Raw genomic sequence first — 22,524 nt, forward strand, 5'->3', positions numbered from 1 at the left:
CACTCACATCGCCGTCATGCCGCCATCGACGACCAGCTCGCTGCCCGTCATAAACGCCGCTTTGTCCGACGCCAGAAACGCCACCGCGTTTGCAACATCGATGTCGCGCCCCAATCGCCCCATCGGGTGAAACGCGGCAAAGCGTTCCATCATGTCATTGACGCCGCTCGCGCCCGCCATCTGCTCGGCCGCGTCGGTCATCATCTGCGTGTTGATGATGCCGGGGTGCACCGAGTTCACGCGCACCTTCTGCCCAGCCCGCGCACACTCCAGCGCCGCCGCCTTCGTCATCAGCCGCACCGCGCCCTTTGAGGCATTGTAGGCCAGCGTCATCGGCGCGCCGACAAGCCCCGCCACCGACGACAGGTTCACGATAGACCCGCCGCCATCCCATTTCTCAGCTCGCTCGGCGATGACCGGAATGGCGTGCTTCAGCCCGAGAAACACGCCCTCGACGTTCACCTGCTGCATCTTGCGGAAGCTTTCCAGCGTCTCCATCGCCAGCGGCTTGGCCCAAAAGATGCCGGCGTTGTTGACGAGGATATCGAGCCCGCCGAACGTCTCCTTCGCGAACGTTATGGCCGCGATCCATTCATCTTCGCTAGTGACGTCATGCTTCACGAACGCGCCGTCGATGGCGTTCGCCGTCTCGCGGCCATCGCTTACGTCGCTCACGACAACCTTCGCGCCCTTCTCCGCCAACGCCTTCGCCGCCGCGGCGCCCAGCCCTCGCGCGCCGCCTGTCACCAACGCCACGCGCCCTGCAAGTTCGCTCATGTGTTCCTCCCTGCGCGGGAGATTGCACGCTCGACGCGGCGTAGCGCTAGGCCTTTTGCGGTTCGTCGTCGATTGCGACCGCGTTGGCCGCCATCGCGTCAATCGCCGGCGCGCCCGCGCCGGTGTCGGGCGCTTCTTCGACATGCGCCGGCCCCATCCGCGATTTACGCCATCCGCCCCAGCGATAATACGCAACGGAGAGCAGCATCGACGTCATCATGCTGACCGCGAAGCTCCACCAGATCGCATCTGCGCCCCAGTAGGGCTGCAGCAACACCGCAAAACTTATGCGCACAACGAAAAGCGAGAACGCCATGATCAGTAATGGCGGCGTCACGGCGCCCGTCGCGCGCACGACGCCGAACAGCACGAACATCACGCCGAACCCGACATAGGCCCAGGCCCCGATATTGTTGATGTGCTCAGCCAGCGCGATGGCTTCCGGATTGCCCGGCAGGAACAGCTGCACCAAGTAAGGATCGACAATGTAGAGCACCACGATCAGCGCCCCCGTCAGCGCAACATTGACGCCGACTCCGGAGCGCGCCGTCGCGTCCACTCGGTCCCAGCGCTTGGCGCCCACGTTCTGCGCAGCGAACGACGACACCCCCATCCCGATCGCCATCGCCGGCATCTGCAGATAAGTCCACAACTGCATCGCGACGGCGTAAGCGGCCGCCGTTTGCGCGCCATAGCTATTGATCATCGCCATCATCACGACGGCCGAAATCGAAACGACGAGCATCTGCGCACCCATCGGCAAACCCTTGACCACCAGCGTCTTCATGATCGCCGGATCGGGCTTCAGAAAGTGCCACTCGCCGCGGTAAAGCACGATCTCCGACTTGCGCCAGTAGAGATACGCCACCATCACCACCATCGAGATCGCTTGCGACAGCAAAGTCGCCATCGCGGCGCCGGCAATGCCCATCTCCGGCAGCGGCCCGACGCCAAGGATCAGCAGCGGGTTGAACGCAATGTCGAGCCCGACAGCCAGGATCGAAAACCGGAACGGCGTCTTCGCATCGCCCGCGCCGCGCTGGATCATGATCAGCAGCGCCGAGACGAACATGAACGGCAGCGACAAGAAGATCACCCGCAGATACGTCACCGCCAGCGGCGTCACTTCCGGCGGCGTTTGCATCAGCCGCAGGATCGGCTCGCTCAAAGTGTAGCCGGCGATCGCCGTGACCGCGGAGAGGATGATGAAAAACGTCATCGCCGTGCCGACGATGCGCTTCACCTCGTCCGGTTTCTTCGCGCCCACCGCCTGGCCAACCAGGATCGTCGCCGCCATGCCGACGCCGAACACCGCGCCCAGCATGAAGATCAGAATGAGCGTCGCGTTGGCCGTCGCCGTCAGCGCCTGCTCGCCCAACAGCCGCCCGACCCAGATCGCATTCACCGACCCGTTCAGCGACTGCAACACACTGGTGCCAAGCACCGGCAGCGAGAACATAACGAGCGTGCGGGTAATCGGTCCCTGTGTGAGATCGACGTGGCGAAGTTTCGGAGTGCTGGCCATGGCGCGCTAGCTAGTCCGAACCGCGCGCCGCGCCAATTCTGGTAATTCGGCCAAGGCGCCCTATCTATTCTATGAGGCAGGGACGGCGCGGCCTCACTTCCCCACAGCTCAACCACCTTAAGCTGGCGCGTAGCGCTGCAGCACGGCTCTCAAGCAGACGCAGCGGTCTTCGCCTACTGTCCTCGGCGAAGAGCGGCGTGCCCGCCCCAAGCAAAATGGGATACTGGATCAACCGTATCTCATCGAGTTGATCCATCAGTGCTTGAGCCGCACCAGCGCCGGCATAGAGCGCGATCGGCCGCTTCGCGTCGCGTTTTAGCCGCGGCACGTCTTCGGCGCGAATTGCGTGCGAATTGTTCCAGCCGGTCTCCTCGCCGCCATGAGTCAGCACATACTTCGGCATCCGGTTCATCAGCTCCGCTTGCGCCTTCAACTCGTCCGACGCGCCTTTCTGCTCGCCCGCCGTCGGCCAGAATTCCGCGAGCAGCTTGTGCGCCGTCTTGCCGAAGATCATCCCGTCCACGCCGCGTAACACGTCAGTCATGAACGGATCGATCGAGGGGTCTTCAATCATCCAGCCAATGTCGTGATTGGCGTCTTCGATGTAGCCATCGAGCGAGGTTGCGATTTGCAGGAAGAGCTGCGCCATAGCTTCCGAACCCAGCGCCGGCGCGCCGGTTCCGGAAACTTCTTGCATTCCCGCTGGATTACCCTATTTGCAGCCGCGTCTCGTGTCGGCGGAGCGTCCGCGAGACGGTTTAGCTCGACGCCGCCCATAGGAGCACCTCCCATGGCTGACGCCAAAATCGACTCGAACCGCAAAGCGGAACTTCTCTCCAGCCCCGTTGAGCACATCGACATCGCGTCGTTCGACGCGCGCCCGATCATCGACGCGTGGGGCAAGATGAGCTTCACTTCACGCGATGCTGCACGAGCGGCCGCGATTCTCAACATGGCGCTCGAAGATCAGAAGTGCTCGACCTGGCTGATCATGGCCGGCTCCACCGGCGCGGGTGGGTGTCTCCACGTCTGGCGCGACATGGTCGAGTACAACATGGCCGACGCCATCGTCGCCACCGGCGCCTGCATCATCGACATGGATTTCCTCGAAGCGCTCGGCTTCAAGCACTACCAAGCCAAGGAAATCCCGAACGACAACACGCTGCGCTCGCTCTACATCGACCGCATCTACGACACCTACATCGACGAAGAAGAGCTGCAGAACGTCGACGGCACGATCTACGAGATCTGCGAGATGCTCGAGCCGCGCCCGTACACGTCGCGCGAGTTCATCTATGAGCTCGGCAAGTGGCTCGCCAACGGGAACGCCAAGAAAAAAGATTCGCTGATCCAGCGCGCTTACGAAAAGGGCGTGCCGATCTTCGTGCCGGCGTTCTCCGATTGCTCGGCCGGCTTCGGCATCGTCAAGCACCAGGTCGAGCGCCGAAAAGCCGGCAAACCCTATCTCACCATCGATAGCGGCGGCGACTTCCGCGAGCTGACCGAGATCAAACTCGCCGCCGGCACCACCGCCCTCTTCATGGTCGGCGGCGGCGTGCCGAAGAACTTCGCGCAAGACACCGTCGTCTGCGCCGAAATCCTCGGCCACCACGACGTCGAAGTGCACAAATACGCCGTGCAGATCACGGTGGCGGATGTGCGCGACGGCGCCTGCTCCTCCTCAACGCTGCAAGAAGCCGCCAGCTGGGGCAAAGTCAGCACCGTGCACGAGCAAATGGTGTTCGCGGAAGCGACATCGGTTGCGCCGATTATCGTCAGCGACGCGTATCACCGTGGCGGCTGGAAAAAACGCGAAGCGCGGAATTGGGCGAAGCTGTTCGCGTAACTACGTCGCCCCCTCTCGCTCCCTTGGGAGGGAGAGGGTTGGGATGAGGGTGGAGCGCCGAGTCCGAACGATTAGCGCTCGTACATTTGCCGACGGAGCCGCCCCCTCACCCTGCCCTCTCCCCTCTCGGGGAAGAGGGTTCTAACGAGAAACGAAGGCCGCTCCGAAAGGAGCGGCCTTTTTTTTCGAAACTCTCACTGCGGCAATTGCTGCGAGGCCGCCCCATTGCTGGGCGAAATGAAGATCGGTGCTGTCTCAGGTGCGGCAACTGGTTGCGGAAGCTCTTCTTCCCGCGGGAGCGTCGGTTCGAAGACTTCAATCGCCCTGCTCGCAGCGTTGGCCGCCCGCAAGTCACCAATGTCAAGGCTCCGTGCAGCCTTCCTCGCCTTGTCGGAAAGCGTTCTGAAGTCATCGTGATGCTTGCCGAGAACGTCGTAGAACTTGATTCTTTCCCACCATTCCGGCGATCGACGAGTGTGGTTGCCGATCGAGCGCTGAGCGTTGCCGTCTCGCAAAGAGAGCGCGAGGCGGAGCTTGATGTAAGCCTTGTCCCACCGCGTATCGACAAAATCATTCTTGTCTTCGGGCGTTTCCAGAAGCACAAGCTGATCATCGAGAAGATGACCTGCAGACATCATCTGCAAGCGCACTATTTTCTTCAGCTCGCGCTCTGACTCCATCGCGGCCGCTTGCATGCGCGTTTCAATTCTGACGCATGTATCTTCAGCGCGCTTAGCCGCGTCTTGAACATTTTGAAGCTGCTCACCGAACAATAGCGGCACAAGCACCGCCGCCCACGCAGCGCCAAACAGGAAAACCACCTGCGCGAGCACCGCAGCGTGAGCGTCGCTTAAATTTTCCCAGTAAGGGGTAAGCCAGCCTGTATAGAGGCCATAGGCAATGCCCCCAACGGCCGCTGATGTCAGCAGCGTGAGGACCACAAATAGTGCGATTAGAAATACTGGCTTCTTCGGCGCGACCGATACCTGCTCGCTCACGGTTGCCTCCCAATTTGGCTCGTCCGCAGACGAGAGACCACACCCGCCACGATTGCAGTCCCAATTCGGGTCAGTTGCAACAGAAAGTTGCCGGAACGGTAAGTGGGCTGGGCGAGTAGCGCCCCTAAGCCGGCGCGTACGTCAGCTTCAGCGCCTGCTCCCCAATCGGCTCACTCCGCACCAGCCGCAGCTTCGGCGTCACGCCAGCGAAGAACGGTTCGCCGTGCCCGAGCACGACGGGATGCAGAAAGACGTGATACGCGTCGATCAGGCCAAGCTTCGCCAGGCTCGCCGCGAGTTTCGGCCCGCCCACTTCGATCTCACCGTCGCGCTCGGTCTTCAGCTTGCGGATCGCTGTTTCGAAATCTTCGCTGATGAGCGTCGCGTTCGGGCCAACGTCCTTCAGCGATTTCGACACGACCCATTTCGGCATCGCGCGCCACGCCTCCGCGAACGCGCGCAGATCGTCTTGCGCCCGACCATCCTGGTTCCAACCGTCGCCATCCCAGTAGCGCATGAGCTCGTACAGGCGCGGCCCGTATATGCTGCCGGCTGTCTTGCGCGTTTGCTCTATGAAATAGCGGAACAGCGCCGGATCAGGCGCGAACCTGTCGTAGTCGACGTACCCGTCTAGCGACATGTTCATTCCAAAGACCAGCTTCGCCATGCAAATCTCCACGTTCCGTATAACTCGAAACCGCGACGCGTTGGTCCTCTCCCCTTGTGGGAGAGGACAGCGTTTGCGTCAGCAAGCGCAGGTGAGGGGTACCGGCGCTGAACGCTCAGAATGCAGCACCAGCACCCCGCCTCTGACCTCCGCTTCGCTCCGGTCTGTCTCCGCCCACAAGGGGCGGAGACCAATTACCGCGTGTTTTCCCACGCCGCCAACTGCGCCGCGAATGCGCGCTTGTAAGCTGGCCGCTCCTTGGCGCGGGCGACATAGGCCGCGAGATTCGGATACTCTTGCAGGATATCCGTTCCTTCCAACCGCCGTAGCACGTGCACCATGATAATATCGGCCGCGCTGAAGGCGCCATCGAGCCATTCGCCGTCGCCAAAGCGCGCAGAGAGCTGGTTCAGCCGCCCGCGAATGCGCTCGTCGACCATGGCATAACGTTCACCCTGCCAACTCTTGCCATCCTCCGCATACTCGACGATTTCGCGATCGACGATCGGCGGCTCCACCGTGCTCAGCGCCGCGAACATCCACATCAACGCACGCGCCCGCGCATCAGCGTCTTTCGGCAGCAAACCAGGAAAGCGTTCAGCGATGTGCCACACGATCGCACCTGACTCGAATAGCGTGAGGTCGCGTTCTTCATAGGTCGGAATCTGCCCGAACGGATTGCGCGCGATGTGCGCCTCTTCCTTGAACTTTTCCCACGGAACCAACCGCGCCTCATACGGCTGACCCACCTCCTCCAGCGCCCACCGCACGCGCATGTCTCGCGCCATGCCGGCGCCCTGATCGAGCGCGGCTGCAAAGGCGGTAATGGTGATGGTCATGGGTTCCTCCTTGATCAGCCCAAGGACGGTCCAGAGGTACCATTCCCGACACGGAGCGCTAGTTTTTCGAGGGAGCGAAAGGAGCCTCCCATGAACAAGAACACCATCTGCCTCTGGTACAACGGCGACGCGGAAGACGCCGCGCGTTTCTACGCCGAGATTTTCCCCAACACCCGCGTCGGAGCCGTGCAACGCGCGCCCAGCGACTACCCGGCCGGCAAACAGGGCGATGTGATCGTCGTTGAGTTCACAGTCGTCGGCATTCCTTGCATCGGCCTCAATGGCGGACCGACGTTTCCGCAGACGGAAGCCTTCTCCTTCCAGATCGAAACCGAGGATCAAGCCGAAACCGACCGCTACTGGAACGCAATCGTCGGCCATGGCGGCAAGGAAAGCGAGTGCGGCTGGTGCAAGGACAAATGGGGCGTGAGCTGGCAAATCACGCCGCGCACGTTGAACGAAGCCATGTCAGCCGGCGGCGCCGAAGCCAAGCGCGCGTTCGACGCGATGATGAAGATGAAAAAGATCGACGTCGCCAAGATCGACGCCGCGCGGAGGGGCTGACGCGTCGCGCTCCTGCGGCTATGACGTAGACTGGTTGCAGGAGAAAGCCATGGCGCTCAAGACCTACCACGGCAGCTGTCATTGCGGCGCGATCCGCTACGAGGCCGACATCGATCTCACCCAAGGCGCGGGCAAGTGCAATTGCACTTATTGTCTGAAGGCGCGTGCGTGGACGACATTCATGAAGCCCGAGGCGTTTCGCGTGATTGCGGGGGAAGATCACGCGGTGAGCTACCACAAGCACGATCAGGCGCCGGTCAAATTCCATTGCCCCACCTGCGGCGTGCACGTCTATGGCCGCGGTGACGCCGATTATATGGGTGGGCCTTTCGTTAGCGTGTTCGTTGCCACGCTGGACGACGCAACGCCGGAGGAACTCGCCGCCACGCCGGTGCGCTTCTCCGACGGACTGCACAACAATTGGCAAAACCCGCCCGCCATCACGGGCTATCTCTAAAGTCGAGGCCGCTCCGAATGGAGCGGCCTCAATCATCTCACGACGCTTTCGTTACGCGCTCTTGCCGTCCTGCAGAAACGCCTCGCTGTGCGCGTGACATTCCCAGCCATTGGCGCCGCGCACCCACGTTGAGCTATCCGCCGCGTGGAGTTCCTGCTTTTTGCCGTCCATCGTGACCTTCTGCTTCACCGTGTACGCAATGATCGCGACGTCAGGCGCCGGCGTGACGACTTCGACGTCGTCGAACTCGTACGATTCCAGCGTCCAATGACCGTCCTCGGTCATCTTGCCCATCTTGTCCTTGGAGATCGTGGTAACGCCGCGCATGCCCGTGGTGAGCGATGTCTTGCCTGAAAGCTGCGACGTGCGCTGGCCGTCCTTGCGCTTCATCGCTTCCCAGTACGACGTTTCCAGCGCGATGATTTCTTCCTTGGTCGCATTTGTCATGTGTTGCTCCTGGATGCCTCCATGGAGAACCGCGCTTGATCCGGCCAGTTCCGCCAATCGCCGAGGTTCCGTGCGCCTACAGCGCCGCGAACCTCTGCCGCGCGAAAATCATCGCGCCAACAACGCACGCCGCGAATAGCCCGCCTTCAACCCCGCCGGTGACGCTCTGCGTGATCGACCCAAAACCGCTCTCGCCAAACAGCGCTCCAATCTGATCGACCTGCAAACGCGAGTTCGGAAACTGCCGCGACAACAAATCGAGACTGCCGCCCAGCATCCGTCCGCCCAGCACAGGAATGATCGCGCCAGCCGCGCCGCCCGCCAAAGCCGCCGGCGCAATGCGGCGCACGAACGAACCGGAGACACGGGCGCCGAGCCAAGCGCCAAGCCCAACCGCGCCGCCAACAATCGCGCCTTCAGCCGCGCCCGTGATCTCGCCCGGTGTTTGCCCGAGCAGCAGGTTGAACGCATCGAGCCCGAGCAATTTTCCGAAGGCGCCGACAATCAATCCGCCAAACCCGCCGCCAATCACGCTCCACTGCAACAGCTGTCGCGGTGAGAAGGCGGCCGCCGCAATGCCAAACCCCACACCAGCCGCCGCAATCAAGCCAAGCAGAATGCAGAGCACGACGAGCACCAGCAGCGCGGACAGCCCGCCCGCGCCCGCTTGCGCGCCGGCGAAGCCGTAGAACAGTCCCACGAAAACCCCGGCGACGCCGCCACCGAGCGCGCCCGCGCCGCCACGCACAAAGAACTGCCTCCAAGAAAACGCCGTCGCGGTGCCCACGCCCGCTCTGTCCGCGGACGTCACCGGCGCAATGAACCGGTACCCGTGCTTCGGCACCGTCTCGATAAAGCGTGGGCTAGCCGCATCGTCGCCGAGCTGCCGGCGCAGCGTTTTAATGCACTGCGTCAGCGCCTCGTCCGTCACCGGCACGCCGCGCCAGACTTCCTCCAGGAAGCGCTCCTTGGAAACCAGCTTGCCCTGCTCGCGCACCAACAGCGCCAGCGCGTCGAGATAGCGGCTGTTCAGCTCCACGGGCGCATCGTCCAGCGTCAGCTGACGGTCCTGCAGATCGAGGCGGAAACGATCGAAGCGAAATGCGCCGGATGCCACTGCTCAGTAAATCCTCACGACTTGCTCATGCCGCTCACGCGACGCGGCAGGCAGGTTGAAACCTCAACGTTCAACGGAGGCAAGGCAAATGGCGGCAAGTTCACACAATGGCGGCGGCGGGCGGTTTTTTCTGACGACGGCCTGGGTTGCCGCCACCGCGCTGATCCTGCTCGCGCCGCTCGTGGCGATGCGCATGAACGTCGAGGGGGTGAACTGGACTGTGACCGACTTCGCCTTCATGGGCGGTCTGCTGGTCGGCGCTGGCCTCCTCTATGAACTGGCGACCTGGAAAGTCACCACGCTGCGCACCCGCCTCTTGATCGCCGCGGCGATTGGGGCCGTCGTCATGATGATCTGGGTCGAGGCCGCCGTCGGCATCTTTCACTGAGCCTCGTGACGACGGTCTAGCTGGAACCGGCGCGCATGCTTTAGACTCGCTCGCGAGTGAGGAGGTGCGCGTGCCCGACAAGCCCACACAACGTGACTATTGGAGCGGCAAAGCGGGCGAAGAGTGGGCGGCTTACGCGCAACGCATCGACGTCATGCTCGCGCCGATCGCAGACGCCGCACTCGCCGCCGCCGACCTTCAGCCGGGCCAGCGCGTGCTCGACATCGGCTGCGGGTCCGGTGCGACCAGCCTTGAGATCGCACGCCGCGTCGGCGCGTCCGGCAACGTGGTGGGCGTCGACCTATCGCCGCAGCTATTGCAAGTCGCGCGCGAGCGCGCAAGCGAAGCAGGCATCGCCGCCGATTTCGTCGAAGGCGACGCTGCAACCGCAACATTCGCCGAGCGCTTCGACCGCGCCTTCTCACGTTTCGGCGTCATGTTCTTCGAAGCACCGAGCGCGGCCTTTACGCACATCCGCGGCGTGATGCAGCCCGGCGGCAAGCTGGCTTTCGTTTGCTGGGCGCCGATGCCGGAGAATTTGTTCGCCACCGTGCCGATCGCCGCGATCGAGCCGATGCTGAAAGCGCCGCTACCAGCGCCCGATCCCGATGCGCCCGGACCTTACGCTTTCGCCGACTCCGACAAGGTCAAGCGCATCCTCAACGAAGCGGCGTGGCGCGACATCGAAGTCTCGCGCTGGGACGGTGAGATCAATGTCGGCGGCGGCGGCGCACTCGAAGACATCGCCGCGTTCCTGTTGCGCATCGGCCCCTGCTCACGCGCCATCGCCGACCAGCGCCTCGATGCCGAAGAAGCAAAGCGCCGGCTGACGGATGCGCTCACGCCGCACTATCGCGATAGCGCCGTGCTGTTTCCCGCCGCCTGCTGGATCGTCACCGCAAACGCGTGAAAAGCAAAGGGCGGCGCCTTTCTGCGCCGCCCAGTCCCCGTTCTCGCCTAGTCCTTATTGCGCGCCGGCCGGGCGCGGCGTGTGCAGATCGAAGCGATCCAGCTCCATCACCTTCGCCCACGCTTTGACGAAGTCCTTCACGAACTTCTCCTTCGCGTCGGCGGCGCCGTACACTTCCGCCAGCGCCCGCAATTGCGAGTGCGAGCCGAAGATGAGATCGGCGCGCGTGCCGGTCCACTTCACTTGGCCCGACTTGCGATCGCGCGCTTCGAAGTCTTCTTGGCTGCCGCCAATACCCTTCCACTGCGCGCCCATGTCGAGCAGGTTGACGAAGAAGTCGTTGCTCAACACGCCAGGCTTGCTCGTGAGCACGCCCTTCTTGTCGTCGCCAACTTGCAGCACGCGCAAGCCGCCGATCAGCACCGTCAGTTCCGGCGCGGACAACTCAAGCAATTGCGCCTTGTCGATCAGATGCTCTTCCGTCGCCATGATCGGCTTGCGAACATAGTTGCGGAAACCGTCGGCCTTCGGATTGAGGAATTCGAAGGAATGCACTTCCGTTTCTTCTTGCGTTGCGTCGGCGCGGCCCGGCGTGAACGGCACTTTCACCGTGACGCCGCCGTCCTTCGCCGCCTTCTCAACCGCCGCTGCGCCGCCGAGAACGATGAGGTCCGCTAGCGAGACCTTGCCGCCGGACTCCTTCTGGATCGCCTCGAGCTTCGACAGCACATTCGAGAGTTGGGCCGGCTTGTTGACTTCCCAGTCCTTCTGCGGCGCCAAGCGAATGCGCGCGCCATTGGCGCCCCCGCGACGGTCGGACCCACGATAGGTCGAAGCCGAAGCCCACGCCGTTTCGATCAGCTCACGCGTCGAGAGCCCGCTGGCGAGAATTTTCGCCTTCAGCGCGTCGACATCGCCACCGCTGATCGTCGATTTCGCGCCTGAGATCGGGTCTTGCCAGATTAGCGTTTCCTTCGGCGTCAGCTTGCCCTTGTAGAGCACCTTCGGCCCCATATCGCGGTGCGTAAGCTTGAACCACGCACGCGCGAACGCATCGGCAAACGCCGCCGGGTCCTTGTGGAAGCGGCGCGAGATTTTTTCGTACTCAGGATCCATGCGCAGTCCCATGTCCGCCGTCGTCATCATCGGCTGGTGCTTTTTGCTCGGATCGTGCGCGTCTTCGACGTTGCGACCAGCGTCGCCCTTCGGTTTCCACTGGTGCGCGCCGGCCGGGCTCTTCGTTAGCTCCCACTCGAAGCCGAACAGCGTGTCGAAATAGCCCATGTCCCACTTCGTGGGGTTAGGCTTCCACGCGCCTTCGATGCCCGACGTGATCGTATGGCCCGCCATGCCGCTTTCGAACGAGTTGATCCAGCCCAAGCCTTGCAGCTCGATCTCAGCGCCTTCCGGTTCCTTGCCAACATGGCTTTCCAGACCGGCACCGTGCGCTTTGCCGAACGTGTGGCCACCAGCGACGAGCGCAACAGTCTCTTCGTCGTTCATCGCCATGCGCGCAAACGTCTCGCGAATATCGCGCGCCGACGCGACCGGGTCTGGATTGGCGTCCGGGCCCTGCGGGTTGACGTAGATCAGACCCATCTGCACCGCGCCCAAATCGCCATGCAGTTCGCGGTCACCTGAGTAACGCGTCGCAGCGTGCTTGCTATCAGCAAGCCACGCATCTTCCGCGCCCCAGTTCACGTGGTTCTCCGGCTCCCACACATCGGCGCGGCCGCCGCCGAAACCAAACGTCTTGAAGCCCATCGAGTCCAGCGCGACGTTGCCCGTGAGGATCAGCAGATCTGCCCACGACAGTTTCGCGCCGTACTTCTGCTTGATCGGCCACAACAAGCGCCGCGCTTTGTCGAGGTTGCCGTTGTCCGGCCACGAGTTCAGCGGCGCAAAGCGCTGCTGCCCACGGCCACCACCGCCGCGTCCGTCGCCAACGCGATACGTGCCGGCCGCGTGCCACGCCATGCGGATGAAGAACGGACCGTAGTGTCCGTAGTCAGCCGGCCACCAGTCCTGCGAGTCCGTCATCAAAGCAGTGAGATCTTTCACCACCGCATCGAGATCGAGGCTCTCAAACTCCTTGGCGTAGTTGAACGCCTCGCCGTACGGATCGGACTCCGCCGTGTTCTGGTGCAGCACGCTCACATTGACCTGGTTCGGCCACCAATCCCGATTCAAACGTCCGCGCGCATGCGGGACCGGGCATTTTGAGTCATTTCCGTCAGCAGCTGCCATGGGGAGTCCTCCTAAGCGGTGGAGATAGACCCCGGCGCCCCATCGGACCAATCGATTTTACCCACGCCATCCATAGAGCGAACCACTACTGGTTCCGGCGGCGCCGACGCTCTAGTCTGCGTGCAACTTAGAGCCTGGGGATAACATGCTCAGAACACTCACAATCGCCGTCGCCTTCGCGCTCGCCGCCTGCGCCACGCCTGCTCCGGCACCCGTCGCCGCGCCGACGCCAAGCACCGAACCGACACATCCCGCCACTCCCGAACGCAATCCCGCCGTTCAAATCGACCCCAGTGTCTTCATCCCGCCGCCGCCCGTTGCCGACGGCCCACTCGAACTGGCCGAACGCGCGATCGTGCACGGGCCGTGGACCGCCGAACGGCGCCAGCAAGCCGTCGAAGACAACCAGATCGATCCCTTCGCCGCGTTCGACTCCGTCCTCGGCGCCAACTTCACCGGCGCGAATTTCCCCGCCACCGCCGCCGTGCTCGACCGCGCCGGCCGCGCCGCGGGCTTCGCCGGCGATCCGATCAAGTTCGTCCATCGCCGCGACCGCCCATTCGTGCACGACGACAGCATCGTCACCTGCATCCCGCGCCCAACGAGCTATTCCTATCCCTCCGGCCACGCCGCACTCGGCTTCGGCTGGTCGCTCGTCCTCGCCGAACTCGTCCCCTCGCGCGCCGACGCCATCATCAACCGCGGCCGCGACTTCACCTGGAGCCGCGTCGTCTGCGGCGTACACTACCCCAGCGACGTAGAAGCCGGCCGCACCGTGGCGTCCGCCGCCATCGCGCGCCTGCATGCCGATCCGGATTTTCAGCGCGAGCTTACGGCAGCGCGCGCGGAGTTGGCTGCAGCAGGTTTGGACTGAGCGTGTGCGCACCTCTCCGCGCGTTCCTAGCTGCCCTTCTATCGATCACGCTCGCGAGCTGCGCCAAGGCGCCGAAGCCAATCGAGGTAGGTTTCCCAGTCGGAGATCAGTGTTTCTTCGAGGTACTGGAGCGCCCTGAGGACTGCGTATTGCGGCCACCCTGCATATACGCTGACGCGATCGTGCGCCTCACGCCGAGCGATCAAGATGGATTCTCTGTGACGGCGTCGCGCGGCGGAGGACCAATCGTCCGGTGGCCACACGAATTCCTGCCTCAAAGACAGGCGCCAACGTCGCAGAACGCTGCGGAGCAATTGCCGGCATTATTCGAGGCTCTCAATATTGCGCCGAGGCCGATTGCTGAGACTTGTATCATCATGCGCGTCGATCAGGACGCGACGGTCGGCGACTTCGTGAGCTTCTATCGAGCGCTAGAGCAGATGGGCTTCCGCGCCATCCGAGTGTTCAGCGAACTCGCCGAGGAGCCGAGACGCTTCGGACGAATCGACCTCAGCGATGAGCCCAAGAGAATCGCGTTCGTCGCGCACATGCGCGCCTTCGCCAGTGCGCATGGCCTCGAATTTCACCAAGAGCCGTGGGACGAAGACGATGGGTTCTACATGACAGGCGACGGGATGACGATCACGTGCATGCGTTTGCGCTCCGCGGAAGACTACCAGATAATGCTCGAGCTGCGGCCCAGGTCGAACGGTCAGACGCCAACGGAACCGATGATGGACGAGCTGGTCGCGCAATTCTCAACCGCTCTTTCCGCCATCGACGGCGCGGCCTTTGTGGTGGAGCGAAGTTCGCGCGACACTTAGCACGCTGTCACGCCAAACTTTTCCGCTGCTCCGACAAAAACCTAATCACCGCCGCATCGCGCTCACGCGCGATCGCTTCGTCGTACGCCGCGCGCGCATCGTCCACGCGCCCAAGCTTCGCGCACAGATCCGCGCGCAGCGCCCAATACGGCTGATAGCTCTGCAACGCCGGAAAACGCTCCACCAGCGCGCCGAGCGCGGTCAGCGCCTGCGCCGCGCCATCGCGCCGCGCCGTCGCCGCCGCGACGTTTAGATGCGCAACCGGCGAGCCCGTCAGCTGCGCCAGCGCTTCGTACAAAGTGACAACCGCATCCCAGTCCGTCTCACGTTCAAACGCCCGCGCTGCATGCGCCGACTGAATCGCGCCCTCAAGCTGATAGCGCCCAATCCGCCCCATCCGCGCCGCTGCGTGCAGCAAGCGCTCCGCCTCCACTATCTCGTCATGCCGCCACAACGCCACGTCCTGCTCCGTCAGCGGCACATAGCGCCCATCGGCGCCACGCCGCGCCACGCGTCGCGCTTCGAGATGATGCATCAGCGCCAGCAATCCCAGCACCTCCGGCTCATCCGGCAATTGCGCCGCCAACACGCGTCCCAACCAAATCGCCTCTTCCGCCAAGCCGCGCCGCTCCGGATCAGCGCCCAGCGGATCGCTCCAACCCACGCCATACGCCGCATAAATCGCATCGAGCACCGCATCGAAGCGCTCGGCCCACTCCTCCGCCGGCGGCACATCAAAGCCCACGCCGGCATCGCGGATTTTCTTCTTCGCCCGCACCAGCCGCTGACCCATCGCCGCCGGTTCAACCAGGAACGCCGCCGCGATCCGCTCCGCCGAAAACCCCAGCACCGCCTGCAGCATCAATGGCGTGCGCACGTTCTCGTCGATCGCGGGATGCGCGCACGCGAACATCAGTCCCAAACGATGATCCGGCGCCTTCTCCGCGCTCATCTCCGCTTCCAGCTCCTCGATGCCGCGCACAATCTCCGCTTCACCGAGCGCCGCCGTTTTTGCGCGCCGCGCGCTATCGATCAGCTTGCGCTTCGCCGCCGCGAACAGCCACGCTTCGGGATTGTCCGGCGCGCCGGTGTGCGGCCACGCCTTCAGCGCCGCCGCGAACGCTTCGGCCAGCGCGTCTTCAGCGGCGGCGACATCGCGCGTGCGCGCCGCGAGCAGAGCGAGCAGTCGCCCATAACTTTCGCGCGCGACGCGTTCGGCAATCCGCGCTTCGCTCACCGCACCATGACTGGGCGCAGCTCCACGCCCCCGCCATGCAACATCGTCGGCGCCTGCTTGGCCCAATTCAGCGCATCCGCATCGCTCGCGCACTCGATCAGATAGTAGCCGCCGAGCGCTTCCTTGGTGTCCACGAACGGACCGTCGACGATGCTTGTGCCGCCAACACCGCGCACGCTCTTTGCTGTGGCCACCACATTGAGCTCATCGCCCGAGATATGGACGCCGGCCTTTTTCAGCGCTTCGGTGTAGGCGCCATACGCGCCCATGATTTCACCCGCGCGCTCAGGCGTAACATCTGCCCAGTCGGATTCTTTGCCGTAGACCAAAATCAGATACCGCATCGGACTTCTCCGGAATTTCAGCGGGCCAATCGCCCGCACTCCCGTGACGCGCGGCGCCAGCGCATTTCGACGCTCACGCCGCTTTTTTCTGCGAATCCTTCAAGAGCCCAAGCTCCACCAAGCTCTGCGCCGTCGCCGTGATGCATTCTTCGTTGGAGCGGAACGTCCAGCCCAGCACCCGCCGCGCCTTCTCGTTCGAGCCATTCTTGCGCTTGCCCAACTCCGGCAAAATCTGCTGCACCGCCGGATCGCGCATCGCCGCGAGCCGCACCATGAAATCCGGCAGCTCCATCGTCGGCACGCGTTTCGCCGCCGGCCCCATCGTCCGCTTCAGCATGCGCGCTATCTGCGCGACCGAGAGAAACTCACCCGCCAAAGCCAGGAACCGCTCACCCTTCGCGGCGGGATTGGTCATGCACGCAATGTGCATCCCCGCCACGTCGCGCACATCCACACAGCCGAAATAGAGCCGCGGACAGCCCGGCAGCGCGCCGTCCATCAAACGCTGCACCAGCAGGATCGAGGTCGAATAGTCCGGCCCCAGCACCGGTCCGAACACGCCGACCGGATTCACCACCGAAAGCTCCAGCGCCCCGCCCTCGCGCGCAATGAAATCCCACGCGGCCTTCTCGGCAAGCGTCTTCGACTTCACATACGCGCGCACATCGTCGCCATTCGGATCGGTCCAATCCTCTTCGGTGTTGGGACGGTTCTTTGGCTTCTGTCCGTATCCGATCGCCGCATAGGACGACGTCAACACAACACGCTTCACGCCGGCATCCCGCGCCGCGCGCAGCACACGCAACGCGCCCTCGCGCGCCGGAATGATCAGCTCGTCTTCATGCTGCGGAATCGCCGGCGGAAACGGCGACGCCACGTGCAGCACGTACGCGCAACCCGCGACCGCCTCCGGCCAACCCGCATCGCTCGTCAGATCCGCCGCGACAAACTCCAGCCGCTCACCCGGCTCGACGCCGCCTTGTCGGATCATGGTGCGGACGTCTTCCTCGCGCGCCAGATTGCGCACCGTCGTGCGCACCATGTAGCCGGCATTCAGCAATTGGATGATGCAATGCGCGCCAATGAAGCCGGTGCCGCCGGTGACGAGAACCAATTCTCCGGCCATGTCGGCCTCCGTTTAAGCGTGAGCGGGGACGACGCGTTCAGTCAGTGAATCGAACGCGGCCCAGAATTCAGCGCGCTTGTCGTCGCGCTCCATCAGGATTTCGTGCTTGGCGCCGGCGATGGTGATGTGCGTCGCGTCGGGCAGATTGTGAATCACGTCATCGTGGCTCGCGTTGTCGATGAGCTGCTCGTCCGCCGCCGTCGCCACCAGGATCGGGATGCGCAGATGCGCCAGCGCACCGGGAACCTGGAAGCCCTCGATCGCATCAGCCGCCGCCGCCACCCAGCCAATTGTCGGCCCCGCCAACGCCAGCCGCGGCTCTTCCGCGATCAGACCTTGGCAGCGCGAATGCCGCTCCTTGTCGTTGGTGACAGGGTTGCGCTTGAAGTTCTCACGCTTCCATTTCTTTTCAACGCTGGGCGCGAACGTGCCGCCCAAGCCGAGCGACACCATGAAGCGCGCATACTTCTTCTGAAAATCCTTCAGCCCCGGCAAGCCCCACATCGGCGCCGTGAACGCCGCCGCATCAAGCTCGATCCGCCGCGTCTGCAGTGCGCGCAACAAGATCGCCCCGCCCATCGAATGCGCCAGCCCGATGTGCGGACGCGGCAAGCGATCGGCGAGCAGCTTCAGCGCCGTGGAAAGATCGTTCACCGGGTCGTCGAACGTAACGAAGTGGCCCTTCAGCCCATTGTCGACTTCGCGGCCCGACAAGCCTTGCCCGCGCCAGTCGATGCAGAACACGGCGAAGCCACGAGCTTGCAGCTCGCGGATCACTTCGAAATATTTTTCGATGAACTCGGTCCGCCCCGGCGCGACAATCACCGAGCCGCGTGGCGCCCCACGTGCAGGCGCGGTCAGCACGCGCACCTTCACGCCGCCGCGCCCCTCGAGCCAGTGCTCTTCGGCGCCCTCGGGAATGTCATTGCCTGGGACGCGGACGAACGCCATGCGTCGTGTGTTCCTTAGCCCCGCAGCTTGGCCATCACGCCTTGCAGCTGCATCGCAACGCCCATGTCGCCTTCGACGCGGAGCTTGCCCTGCATGAACGCAGCGGTCGGGTCGAGCTGGCCTTGCGCCATCGCGACGAAATCTTCGAGCTTCACTTTGATAGTCGTGTCGGCAACGGCGTCTTCATTCGAAACGGCGTTCGCGCCGCCATCGAGGAAAATCTTGCCGGCGTCGCCGAAGTCGAACTTCACTTTTTTGCCGGGAACGACAACCGTGCCTTCTTTGAAGCGGTTCAGGATTTCATCGTACGTCATCGCGCATCCTCCGGCGTGCTCTAGCCTCGGCCCCTTACACACCAGCAGCGGCGCCGCCGCAAGGGTGACGGCAGCGTCAAGGTTGCGATTCAGCCGGCGGAATGGGCGCCGTGACGGCAGCGCCGGTCGGTTTTCTGAACTTCAGCGTCATGCGGTCGCTTTCACCGATCGCTTCGTAGGGCGACGTATCAAAGCCCGGATCCTCCGGTTGCCCGAGCGGCGCCGATTGGAACGTCGGCGGCAGCGTCCAGACGCCGAACGGATGATCGCGGGTGTCGCGCGGATTGGCGTTCACATCGCTCGCCGCGACGAACTCGAACCCCGCCTCCTGCGCCAGCGCCTTCACGTAAGCTTCTTGCACGTAACCTGTTCCCGCCAACGGATCCTGCAGACCCGTCGACGCCGCGCGATGCTGCTCCACGCCAAACGCGCCGCCCGGCTTCAGCGCGGCAAGCACATCGCGGAACACGCGCTCGGCGATGCCCTCCGCCATCAGCGTGTGCACGTTGTTAGGAAGGATCGCGAGATCGACGCTGTTCGCCGGCGCAAGCGCCGCGCCGCCAGCAGTGACAGCCGTGCGCGTAATCTCGCCATAGACGTCTTCGTCGCGCGTGAAGCGCTGCTCCCACGTCGCCAGCGTTTCGCGCTGCGCCAGCGTGCCGCCGCGCGGATCGAAACCGGCCGCGATCAGATGCCCGCCGTTCGCATTCAGATACGGCGCGAGGATCGACGTGTACCAGCCAAGCCCCGGCAAAATTTCCAGCACTGTCATGTCGCCCTGCAGACCCCAGAACAACAACGTCTGCAGCGGGTGGCGATACTGATCGCGCTCGGCATCGATGCGCCATGGCCCCGCGATCGCCCAGCCCAGCGAGCCCGCCGGCGGCGCATCGGCGGCGCTACGGTTGTCGCCGCAAGCGGCGACGCCTGCTGCAAGCGCGAACACGGCGTGGCGGCGGGTCAGGAGCGTCATGGCCGATGCGCTACGCCGGAAGCGCTAACATTGTCAAAACGCCGCGCCCGCAGCGCCCCCCTTGAACCCGTTTTTCGGCTTCCCACGTAGTTTGCACGCGGCGCTCTTCTTCGAGGCCGCGTGGCGGGACGGTCAGTCGCCTTCGGGGACAAACCCAGCGCATATCCGGCTCCCTCTCGGGAGCGCCTGTTGTCGCTTTGAAAGGACAAACACATGGCTTCTAACGAACTCAATCCGCTCTATCGCACCCTCGTCGGTTTCGACCGTATTGCGTCGCTGATGGACACGGCCGCGCGTTTGGACGCTGCGCCGGGCTATCCGCCCTTCAACGTCGAACAAGTTGACGAAGACTCTTTTCGCATTGAACTCGCCGTCGCCGGCTTCGGAGAAGACGATCTCAATATCGAGTTCAAACAAAATTCGCTGCTCGTCACCGGCACACGCAAAGCCGCTGAAGCGCAGCGCAGCTATCTCCATCGCGGCATCGCCGAACGCAGTTTCGAACGCCGCTTTGGTCTGGCTGATCACGTCCGCGTCGCCGGCGCCAAGCTGGAGAACGGGCTTCTGACCATCGAGCTCGTGCGCGAGCTGCCTGAGATCATGAAGCCGCGGAAGATCGCGATCGGCAACGTAACCAAGGCCAAGTCCCAACCGAAAGTGGTGGACGCGGCCAACGACGAGACAGAAGCGGCTTAATCCCCGCTTCGCCTGCCGCGCGGCTCTCCCCTCCCCCCATGCCGCGCGGCGGGCCCCTCAATCCCTCAAGCCTACGGCGTGCTCTTCCTCCCCAGGGCGCGCCGTTTTTCTTTGCGCGTCGTTTTTGTCTGCGCTAGCTGGCGATAATTCCTTTTCATTCACGCGCGTTTGAGTGGCGTTTGCTGCAGGCCGATGCGCTTCATCGGCGTCCATGCTAGACCTCCCCACCGCGATGCCTGACGCCCCCCAAACCCGCAGGCTCGCCGCGATCCTCTCCGCCGACATCGCCGGATACTCGGCCCTCTCGGAGCGGGACGCGGCGCTAGCCATTGCGCATGTCGCGCGCTTGCGCGAACGCGCACGCGCCGCGTGCGAGCGGCACGGCGGCCGCATCTTCAACACCGCCGGCGACGGCGTGATGCTCGAATTCGCAAGCGCCACCGATGCACTCGGCGCCGCCTTCCAGCTTTGCGACGCCAGCCAAGACGCCAAGCTCCGCATCGGCGTGCACTTGGGCGAAGTGACGCCGGCGGAGAACAACGATCTACTCGGACACGGCGTCAACGTCGCCGCGCGGTTGCAAGCCGAGGCGATCGCTGGCGGCGTTATCGTTTCGCAGATCGTCTACGAAAGTGTAGCGCCTGAACTCGCCTCCAAGCTCACCGCGCGCGGCCGCGTGCGTCTGCTCAAGATGCGCGAGACCATGCGCGTCTACGGCTTCGACCCCACCGGCGCCACGCGCGCGCCGGTTTCCGCGACACCCGTCATCGCCGTGCTCGCCTTCGACACGCCATCGCGCGAACATTCCACCCGCGCCTTCTCCGATGGCCTCTCCGAGGAAATCCTCTACGCCGTCTCGCGCCTGCAAGGTCTCCGCGTGCTCGGCGCCACATCGAGTTTCGCCTTCCGTGGCCGCGACAAAACCAAAGCGGCCAAAGCCCTGAACGCCACCCACGTGCTCGACGGCTCCGTGCGACGCACCGAAGATCGCGTCCGCGTCTCCGCGCACCTCGCCGAAGCCGAAACCGGCATCGTGCTCTGGTCTGACCGTTACGACCGCCCGCTCGACGACGCGTTCCAGCTGCAAGAGGACATCGCGACTGAAGTCGCCAAAGCGCTCACTGTCGCCCTCGGCGAAGCCCGCCGCGCGCGCGCGCCCAAGCTTACTGCGGCGCTCTCCGACGCCTACTTCGAAGCTCGCGAAAAAATGCGCACCGGCGCAGTCGCACAGATGCAGTCCGCCGCTACCGCGCTAGAACGCATCGTCCGCGAAGCGCCTGACTTCGCCCGCGCCTGGGCTGGCCTCGCCACCGCCAAGCTCGAAATCCTGCGCCTCTCCCGCGCCGACCGCGCGCGTCTGGTCGAAGACGCACGCGAAGCGGCCGAGCGCGCCCTCGGCGCCGATCCCAGCATCGGCGAAGCCTACGCCGTGCTCGCGGCACTCGAAGGCGAGTTCTTCGGCCGCTGGCGCGAACGCGAAGCGCTGATTGAAAAAGCGCTCGCGGTCGATCCCAACAATCCGCTGCTGCTCTTCCGCCACGGTCAATTCCTGGTCTCCACCGGCCGCGTCGGCGCGGGCTACGCCCAGCAAGCCGCCGCGTTCGAACTCGATCCGCTCGATCCGATGTTCGGGGCGTTTCACGGTTACAATGTCTGGTCCAGACGAGACAAAGCCGAAGGCCGCCGCATCCTCGACGAAGCCGCGCAGCGTTACCCGGACTCGCCCTTCGTGTGGTTCATGCGGCTGAACACCGCGGCCCTCGACGGCGATTTCGCCACCGCTGAAACACTCCGGCCCGAAGGCGCGCGGCTCGTGCCCGGTCTGAAAGATTCCGCCGCCTACAAAGCCGGCGAGCGCATGCAGCAGCTGATGATGGCGCCCTCGCCTGACGCCTTCATGCAGCTCGGCGTCGATTTTGCCGCCATGGCTGAAGCCGAACCCGCCGCAGCCCTTGATCTTGGCGTTGCACTCTCCGTGCTCGGCTTCACCGGCCCCGCGCTGCAACTCTTCGGTGACGCGCTCGACAATGTCGACGCCTGGCGCGCCGGCGCACTCGAAACCGCGCGCCCGCACATCGGCTACGAAACCGCGCTGCTGTTCATTGGCGAAACCATTCAGCTCCGCATGAACCCAGACTTCGCCGCGCTGTGCGTGCGTTTGGGACTAGCGCGCTACTGGCGCGAGACGGATCAGTGGCCCGATTGCGCGAGCGAACTGCCCTACGATTTCAAAGCGGCGTGTTCGGGCTAGTCACCCACCCATCCCCGGATTGGCGCGAAGCGACAAGTCCGGGGCCCATAACCACAACTGCAAAAGGAAAAGAGCGCCCCAGTGGAGCGCTCTTCAAACCAACATCCGTGTTTATGGGTCCCGGACTCGCGGCTGCGCCGCGCTCCGGGAAT

The 22,524-nt window shown here is 63.9% G+C and carries 24 protein-coding genes; 9 read left to right on the plus strand and 15 right to left on the minus strand.

Going from position 1 to position 22,524, the window contains the following annotated elements:
- Positions 1 to 3: 3 nt before the first annotated feature.
- The 3 genes from DSM104635_RS16400 to DSM104635_RS16410 form a co-directional block, all read right to left on the minus strand.
- Positions 4 to 777 (minus strand): glucose 1-dehydrogenase, encoded by a 774-nt coding sequence (locus DSM104635_RS16400; RefSeq protein ID WP_158767244.1) that lies wholly within the window; start codon positions 775 to 777, stop codon positions 4 to 6.
- A 46-nt stretch (positions 778 to 823) separates the two neighbouring features.
- Positions 824 to 2,302: an MATE family efflux transporter gene (locus tag DSM104635_RS16405; RefSeq protein WP_158767245.1), complete on the minus strand. Its 1,479-nt coding sequence runs from the start codon at positions 2,300 to 2,302 to the stop codon at positions 824 to 826.
- Positions 2,303 to 2,366: 64 nt separating this feature from the next.
- On the minus strand, positions 2,367 to 2,999 hold the full coding sequence (locus DSM104635_RS16410; protein ID WP_158767246.1) for a dihydrofolate reductase family protein: 633 nt from the start codon (positions 2,997 to 2,999) through the stop codon (positions 2,367 to 2,369).
- Positions 3,000 to 3,092: 93 nt separating this feature from the next.
- Between DSM104635_RS16410 and DSM104635_RS16415 the strand changes: the two genes are divergently transcribed.
- A complete protein-coding gene (locus DSM104635_RS16415) occupies positions 3,093 to 4,148 on the plus strand; it encodes a 1,9-bis(guanidino)-5-aza-nonane synthase (protein ID WP_158767247.1) in 1,056 nt (351 codons plus the stop codon).
- Between the two features lie 194 nt (positions 4,149 to 4,342).
- Here DSM104635_RS16415 and DSM104635_RS16420 read toward each other — a convergent pair whose 3' ends face one another.
- From DSM104635_RS16420 to DSM104635_RS16430, 3 genes are all read right to left on the minus strand, one after another.
- The gene (locus tag DSM104635_RS16420; protein WP_158767248.1) at positions 4,343 to 5,146 is read right to left on the minus strand and encodes a hypothetical protein; all 804 of its coding nucleotides are present in this window, start codon (positions 5,144 to 5,146) and stop codon (positions 4,343 to 4,345) included.
- Positions 5,147 to 5,270: 124 nt separating this feature from the next.
- The gene (locus DSM104635_RS16425) at positions 5,271 to 5,813 is read right to left on the minus strand and encodes a dihydrofolate reductase family protein (protein ID WP_158767249.1); all 543 of its coding nucleotides are present in this window, start codon (positions 5,811 to 5,813) and stop codon (positions 5,271 to 5,273) included.
- 194 nt (positions 5,814 to 6,007) lie between these two features.
- Entirely contained in the window at positions 6,008 to 6,652 is a 645-nt protein-coding gene (locus tag DSM104635_RS16430; RefSeq protein ID WP_158767250.1) for a glutathione S-transferase family protein, read from the minus strand.
- A gap of 90 nt (positions 6,653 to 6,742) precedes the next feature.
- On the opposite strand from DSM104635_RS16430, the gene DSM104635_RS16435 reads away from it, so the two are divergent.
- Positions 6,743 to 7,216, plus strand: a complete 474-nt coding sequence (locus DSM104635_RS16435) for a VOC family protein (RefSeq protein ID WP_158767251.1) — start codon at positions 6,743 to 6,745, stop codon at positions 7,214 to 7,216.
- 49 nt (positions 7,217 to 7,265) lie between these two features.
- Positions 7,266 to 7,673, plus strand: coding sequence for a GFA family protein (locus DSM104635_RS16440; protein ID WP_158767252.1), 408 nt, complete (start codon positions 7,266 to 7,268; stop codon positions 7,671 to 7,673).
- Positions 7,674 to 7,724: 51 nt separating this feature from the next.
- On the opposite strand, the gene DSM104635_RS16445 is transcribed toward DSM104635_RS16440, so the two are convergent.
- Both DSM104635_RS16445 and DSM104635_RS16450 read right to left on the minus strand, forming a co-directional pair.
- The gene (locus DSM104635_RS16445; RefSeq protein ID WP_158767253.1) at positions 7,725 to 8,120 is read right to left on the minus strand and encodes a nuclear transport factor 2 family protein; all 396 of its coding nucleotides are present in this window, start codon (positions 8,118 to 8,120) and stop codon (positions 7,725 to 7,727) included.
- A gap of 76 nt (positions 8,121 to 8,196) precedes the next feature.
- Positions 8,197 to 9,237, minus strand: coding sequence for a winged helix-turn-helix domain-containing protein (locus tag DSM104635_RS16450; protein WP_158767254.1), 1,041 nt, complete (start codon positions 9,235 to 9,237; stop codon positions 8,197 to 8,199).
- An 88-nt stretch (positions 9,238 to 9,325) separates the two neighbouring features.
- Here DSM104635_RS16450 and DSM104635_RS16455 point away from each other — a divergent pair, with 88 nt between their 5' ends.
- Together DSM104635_RS16455 and DSM104635_RS16460 are read left to right on the plus strand one after the other, a co-directional pair.
- Complete coding sequence (locus DSM104635_RS16455; RefSeq protein ID WP_158767255.1) at positions 9,326 to 9,625, plus strand: hypothetical protein; 300 nt, start codon at positions 9,326 to 9,328, stop codon at positions 9,623 to 9,625.
- Between the two features lie 70 nt (positions 9,626 to 9,695).
- The gene (locus tag DSM104635_RS16460; RefSeq protein ID WP_158767256.1) at positions 9,696 to 10,535 is read left to right on the plus strand and encodes a class I SAM-dependent methyltransferase; all 840 of its coding nucleotides are present in this window, start codon (positions 9,696 to 9,698) and stop codon (positions 10,533 to 10,535) included.
- Between the two features lie 54 nt (positions 10,536 to 10,589).
- Here the strand turns inward: DSM104635_RS16460 and katG are convergent, their stop codons facing one another.
- The gene (gene katG, locus DSM104635_RS16465; RefSeq protein WP_158767257.1) at positions 10,590 to 12,782 is read right to left on the minus strand and encodes a catalase/peroxidase HPI; all 2,193 of its coding nucleotides are present in this window, start codon (positions 12,780 to 12,782) and stop codon (positions 10,590 to 10,592) included.
- Positions 12,783 to 12,927: 145 nt separating this feature from the next.
- On the opposite strand from katG, the gene DSM104635_RS16470 reads away from it, so the two are divergent.
- Together DSM104635_RS16470 and DSM104635_RS16475 are read left to right on the plus strand one after the other, a co-directional pair.
- The gene (locus DSM104635_RS16470; RefSeq protein WP_158767258.1) at positions 12,928 to 13,656 is read left to right on the plus strand and encodes an acid phosphatase; all 729 of its coding nucleotides are present in this window, start codon (positions 12,928 to 12,930) and stop codon (positions 13,654 to 13,656) included.
- Between the two features lie 377 nt (positions 13,657 to 14,033).
- Positions 14,034 to 14,480, plus strand: a complete 447-nt coding sequence (locus DSM104635_RS16475) for a hypothetical protein (protein WP_158767259.1) — start codon at positions 14,034 to 14,036, stop codon at positions 14,478 to 14,480.
- Positions 14,481 to 14,487: 7 nt separating this feature from the next.
- Here DSM104635_RS16475 and DSM104635_RS16480 read toward each other — a convergent pair whose 3' ends face one another.
- The 6 genes from DSM104635_RS16480 to DSM104635_RS16505 form a co-directional block, all read right to left on the minus strand.
- Positions 14,488 to 15,717: an RNA polymerase sigma factor gene (locus DSM104635_RS16480; protein WP_158767260.1), complete on the minus strand. Its 1,230-nt coding sequence runs from the start codon at positions 15,715 to 15,717 to the stop codon at positions 14,488 to 14,490.
- Positions 15,714 to 16,061, minus strand: coding sequence for a YciI family protein (locus DSM104635_RS16485; protein ID WP_158767261.1), 348 nt, complete (start codon positions 16,059 to 16,061; stop codon positions 15,714 to 15,716). The genes DSM104635_RS16480 and DSM104635_RS16485 overlap by 4 nt, the downstream gene beginning before the upstream one ends.
- A gap of 73 nt (positions 16,062 to 16,134) precedes the next feature.
- The gene (locus tag DSM104635_RS16490) at positions 16,135 to 17,187 is read right to left on the minus strand and encodes an SDR family oxidoreductase (RefSeq protein ID WP_158767262.1); all 1,053 of its coding nucleotides are present in this window, start codon (positions 17,185 to 17,187) and stop codon (positions 16,135 to 16,137) included.
- Between the two features lie 12 nt (positions 17,188 to 17,199).
- Entirely contained in the window at positions 17,200 to 18,138 is a 939-nt protein-coding gene (locus tag DSM104635_RS16495; protein ID WP_158767263.1) for an alpha/beta fold hydrolase, read from the minus strand.
- Positions 18,139 to 18,152: 14 nt separating this feature from the next.
- Positions 18,153 to 18,452, minus strand: coding sequence for an SCP2 sterol-binding domain-containing protein (locus tag DSM104635_RS16500; RefSeq protein ID WP_158767264.1), 300 nt, complete (start codon positions 18,450 to 18,452; stop codon positions 18,153 to 18,155).
- A gap of 76 nt (positions 18,453 to 18,528) precedes the next feature.
- Positions 18,529 to 19,425: a class I SAM-dependent methyltransferase gene (locus DSM104635_RS16505; RefSeq protein WP_158767265.1), complete on the minus strand. Its 897-nt coding sequence runs from the start codon at positions 19,423 to 19,425 to the stop codon at positions 18,529 to 18,531.
- A gap of 213 nt (positions 19,426 to 19,638) precedes the next feature.
- Between DSM104635_RS16505 and DSM104635_RS16510 the strand changes: the two genes are divergently transcribed.
- Together DSM104635_RS16510 and DSM104635_RS16515 are read left to right on the plus strand one after the other, a co-directional pair.
- Positions 19,639 to 20,121 carry an Hsp20 family protein gene (locus DSM104635_RS16510; RefSeq protein ID WP_158767266.1) on the plus strand — a complete coding sequence of 161 codons (483 nt, stop codon included), beginning with the start codon at positions 19,639 to 19,641 and terminating at the stop codon, positions 20,119 to 20,121.
- A gap of 232 nt (positions 20,122 to 20,353) precedes the next feature.
- A complete protein-coding gene (locus DSM104635_RS16515; RefSeq protein WP_158767267.1) occupies positions 20,354 to 22,372 on the plus strand; it encodes an adenylate/guanylate cyclase domain-containing protein in 2,019 nt (672 codons plus the stop codon).
- Positions 22,373 to 22,524 lie beyond the last annotated feature (152 nt).

Origin of the sequence: Terricaulis silvestris (assembly GCF_009792355.1) — a bacterium.
Taxonomy (GTDB): Bacteria; Pseudomonadota; Alphaproteobacteria; order Caulobacterales; family Aquidulcibacteraceae; genus Vitreimonas; species Vitreimonas silvestris.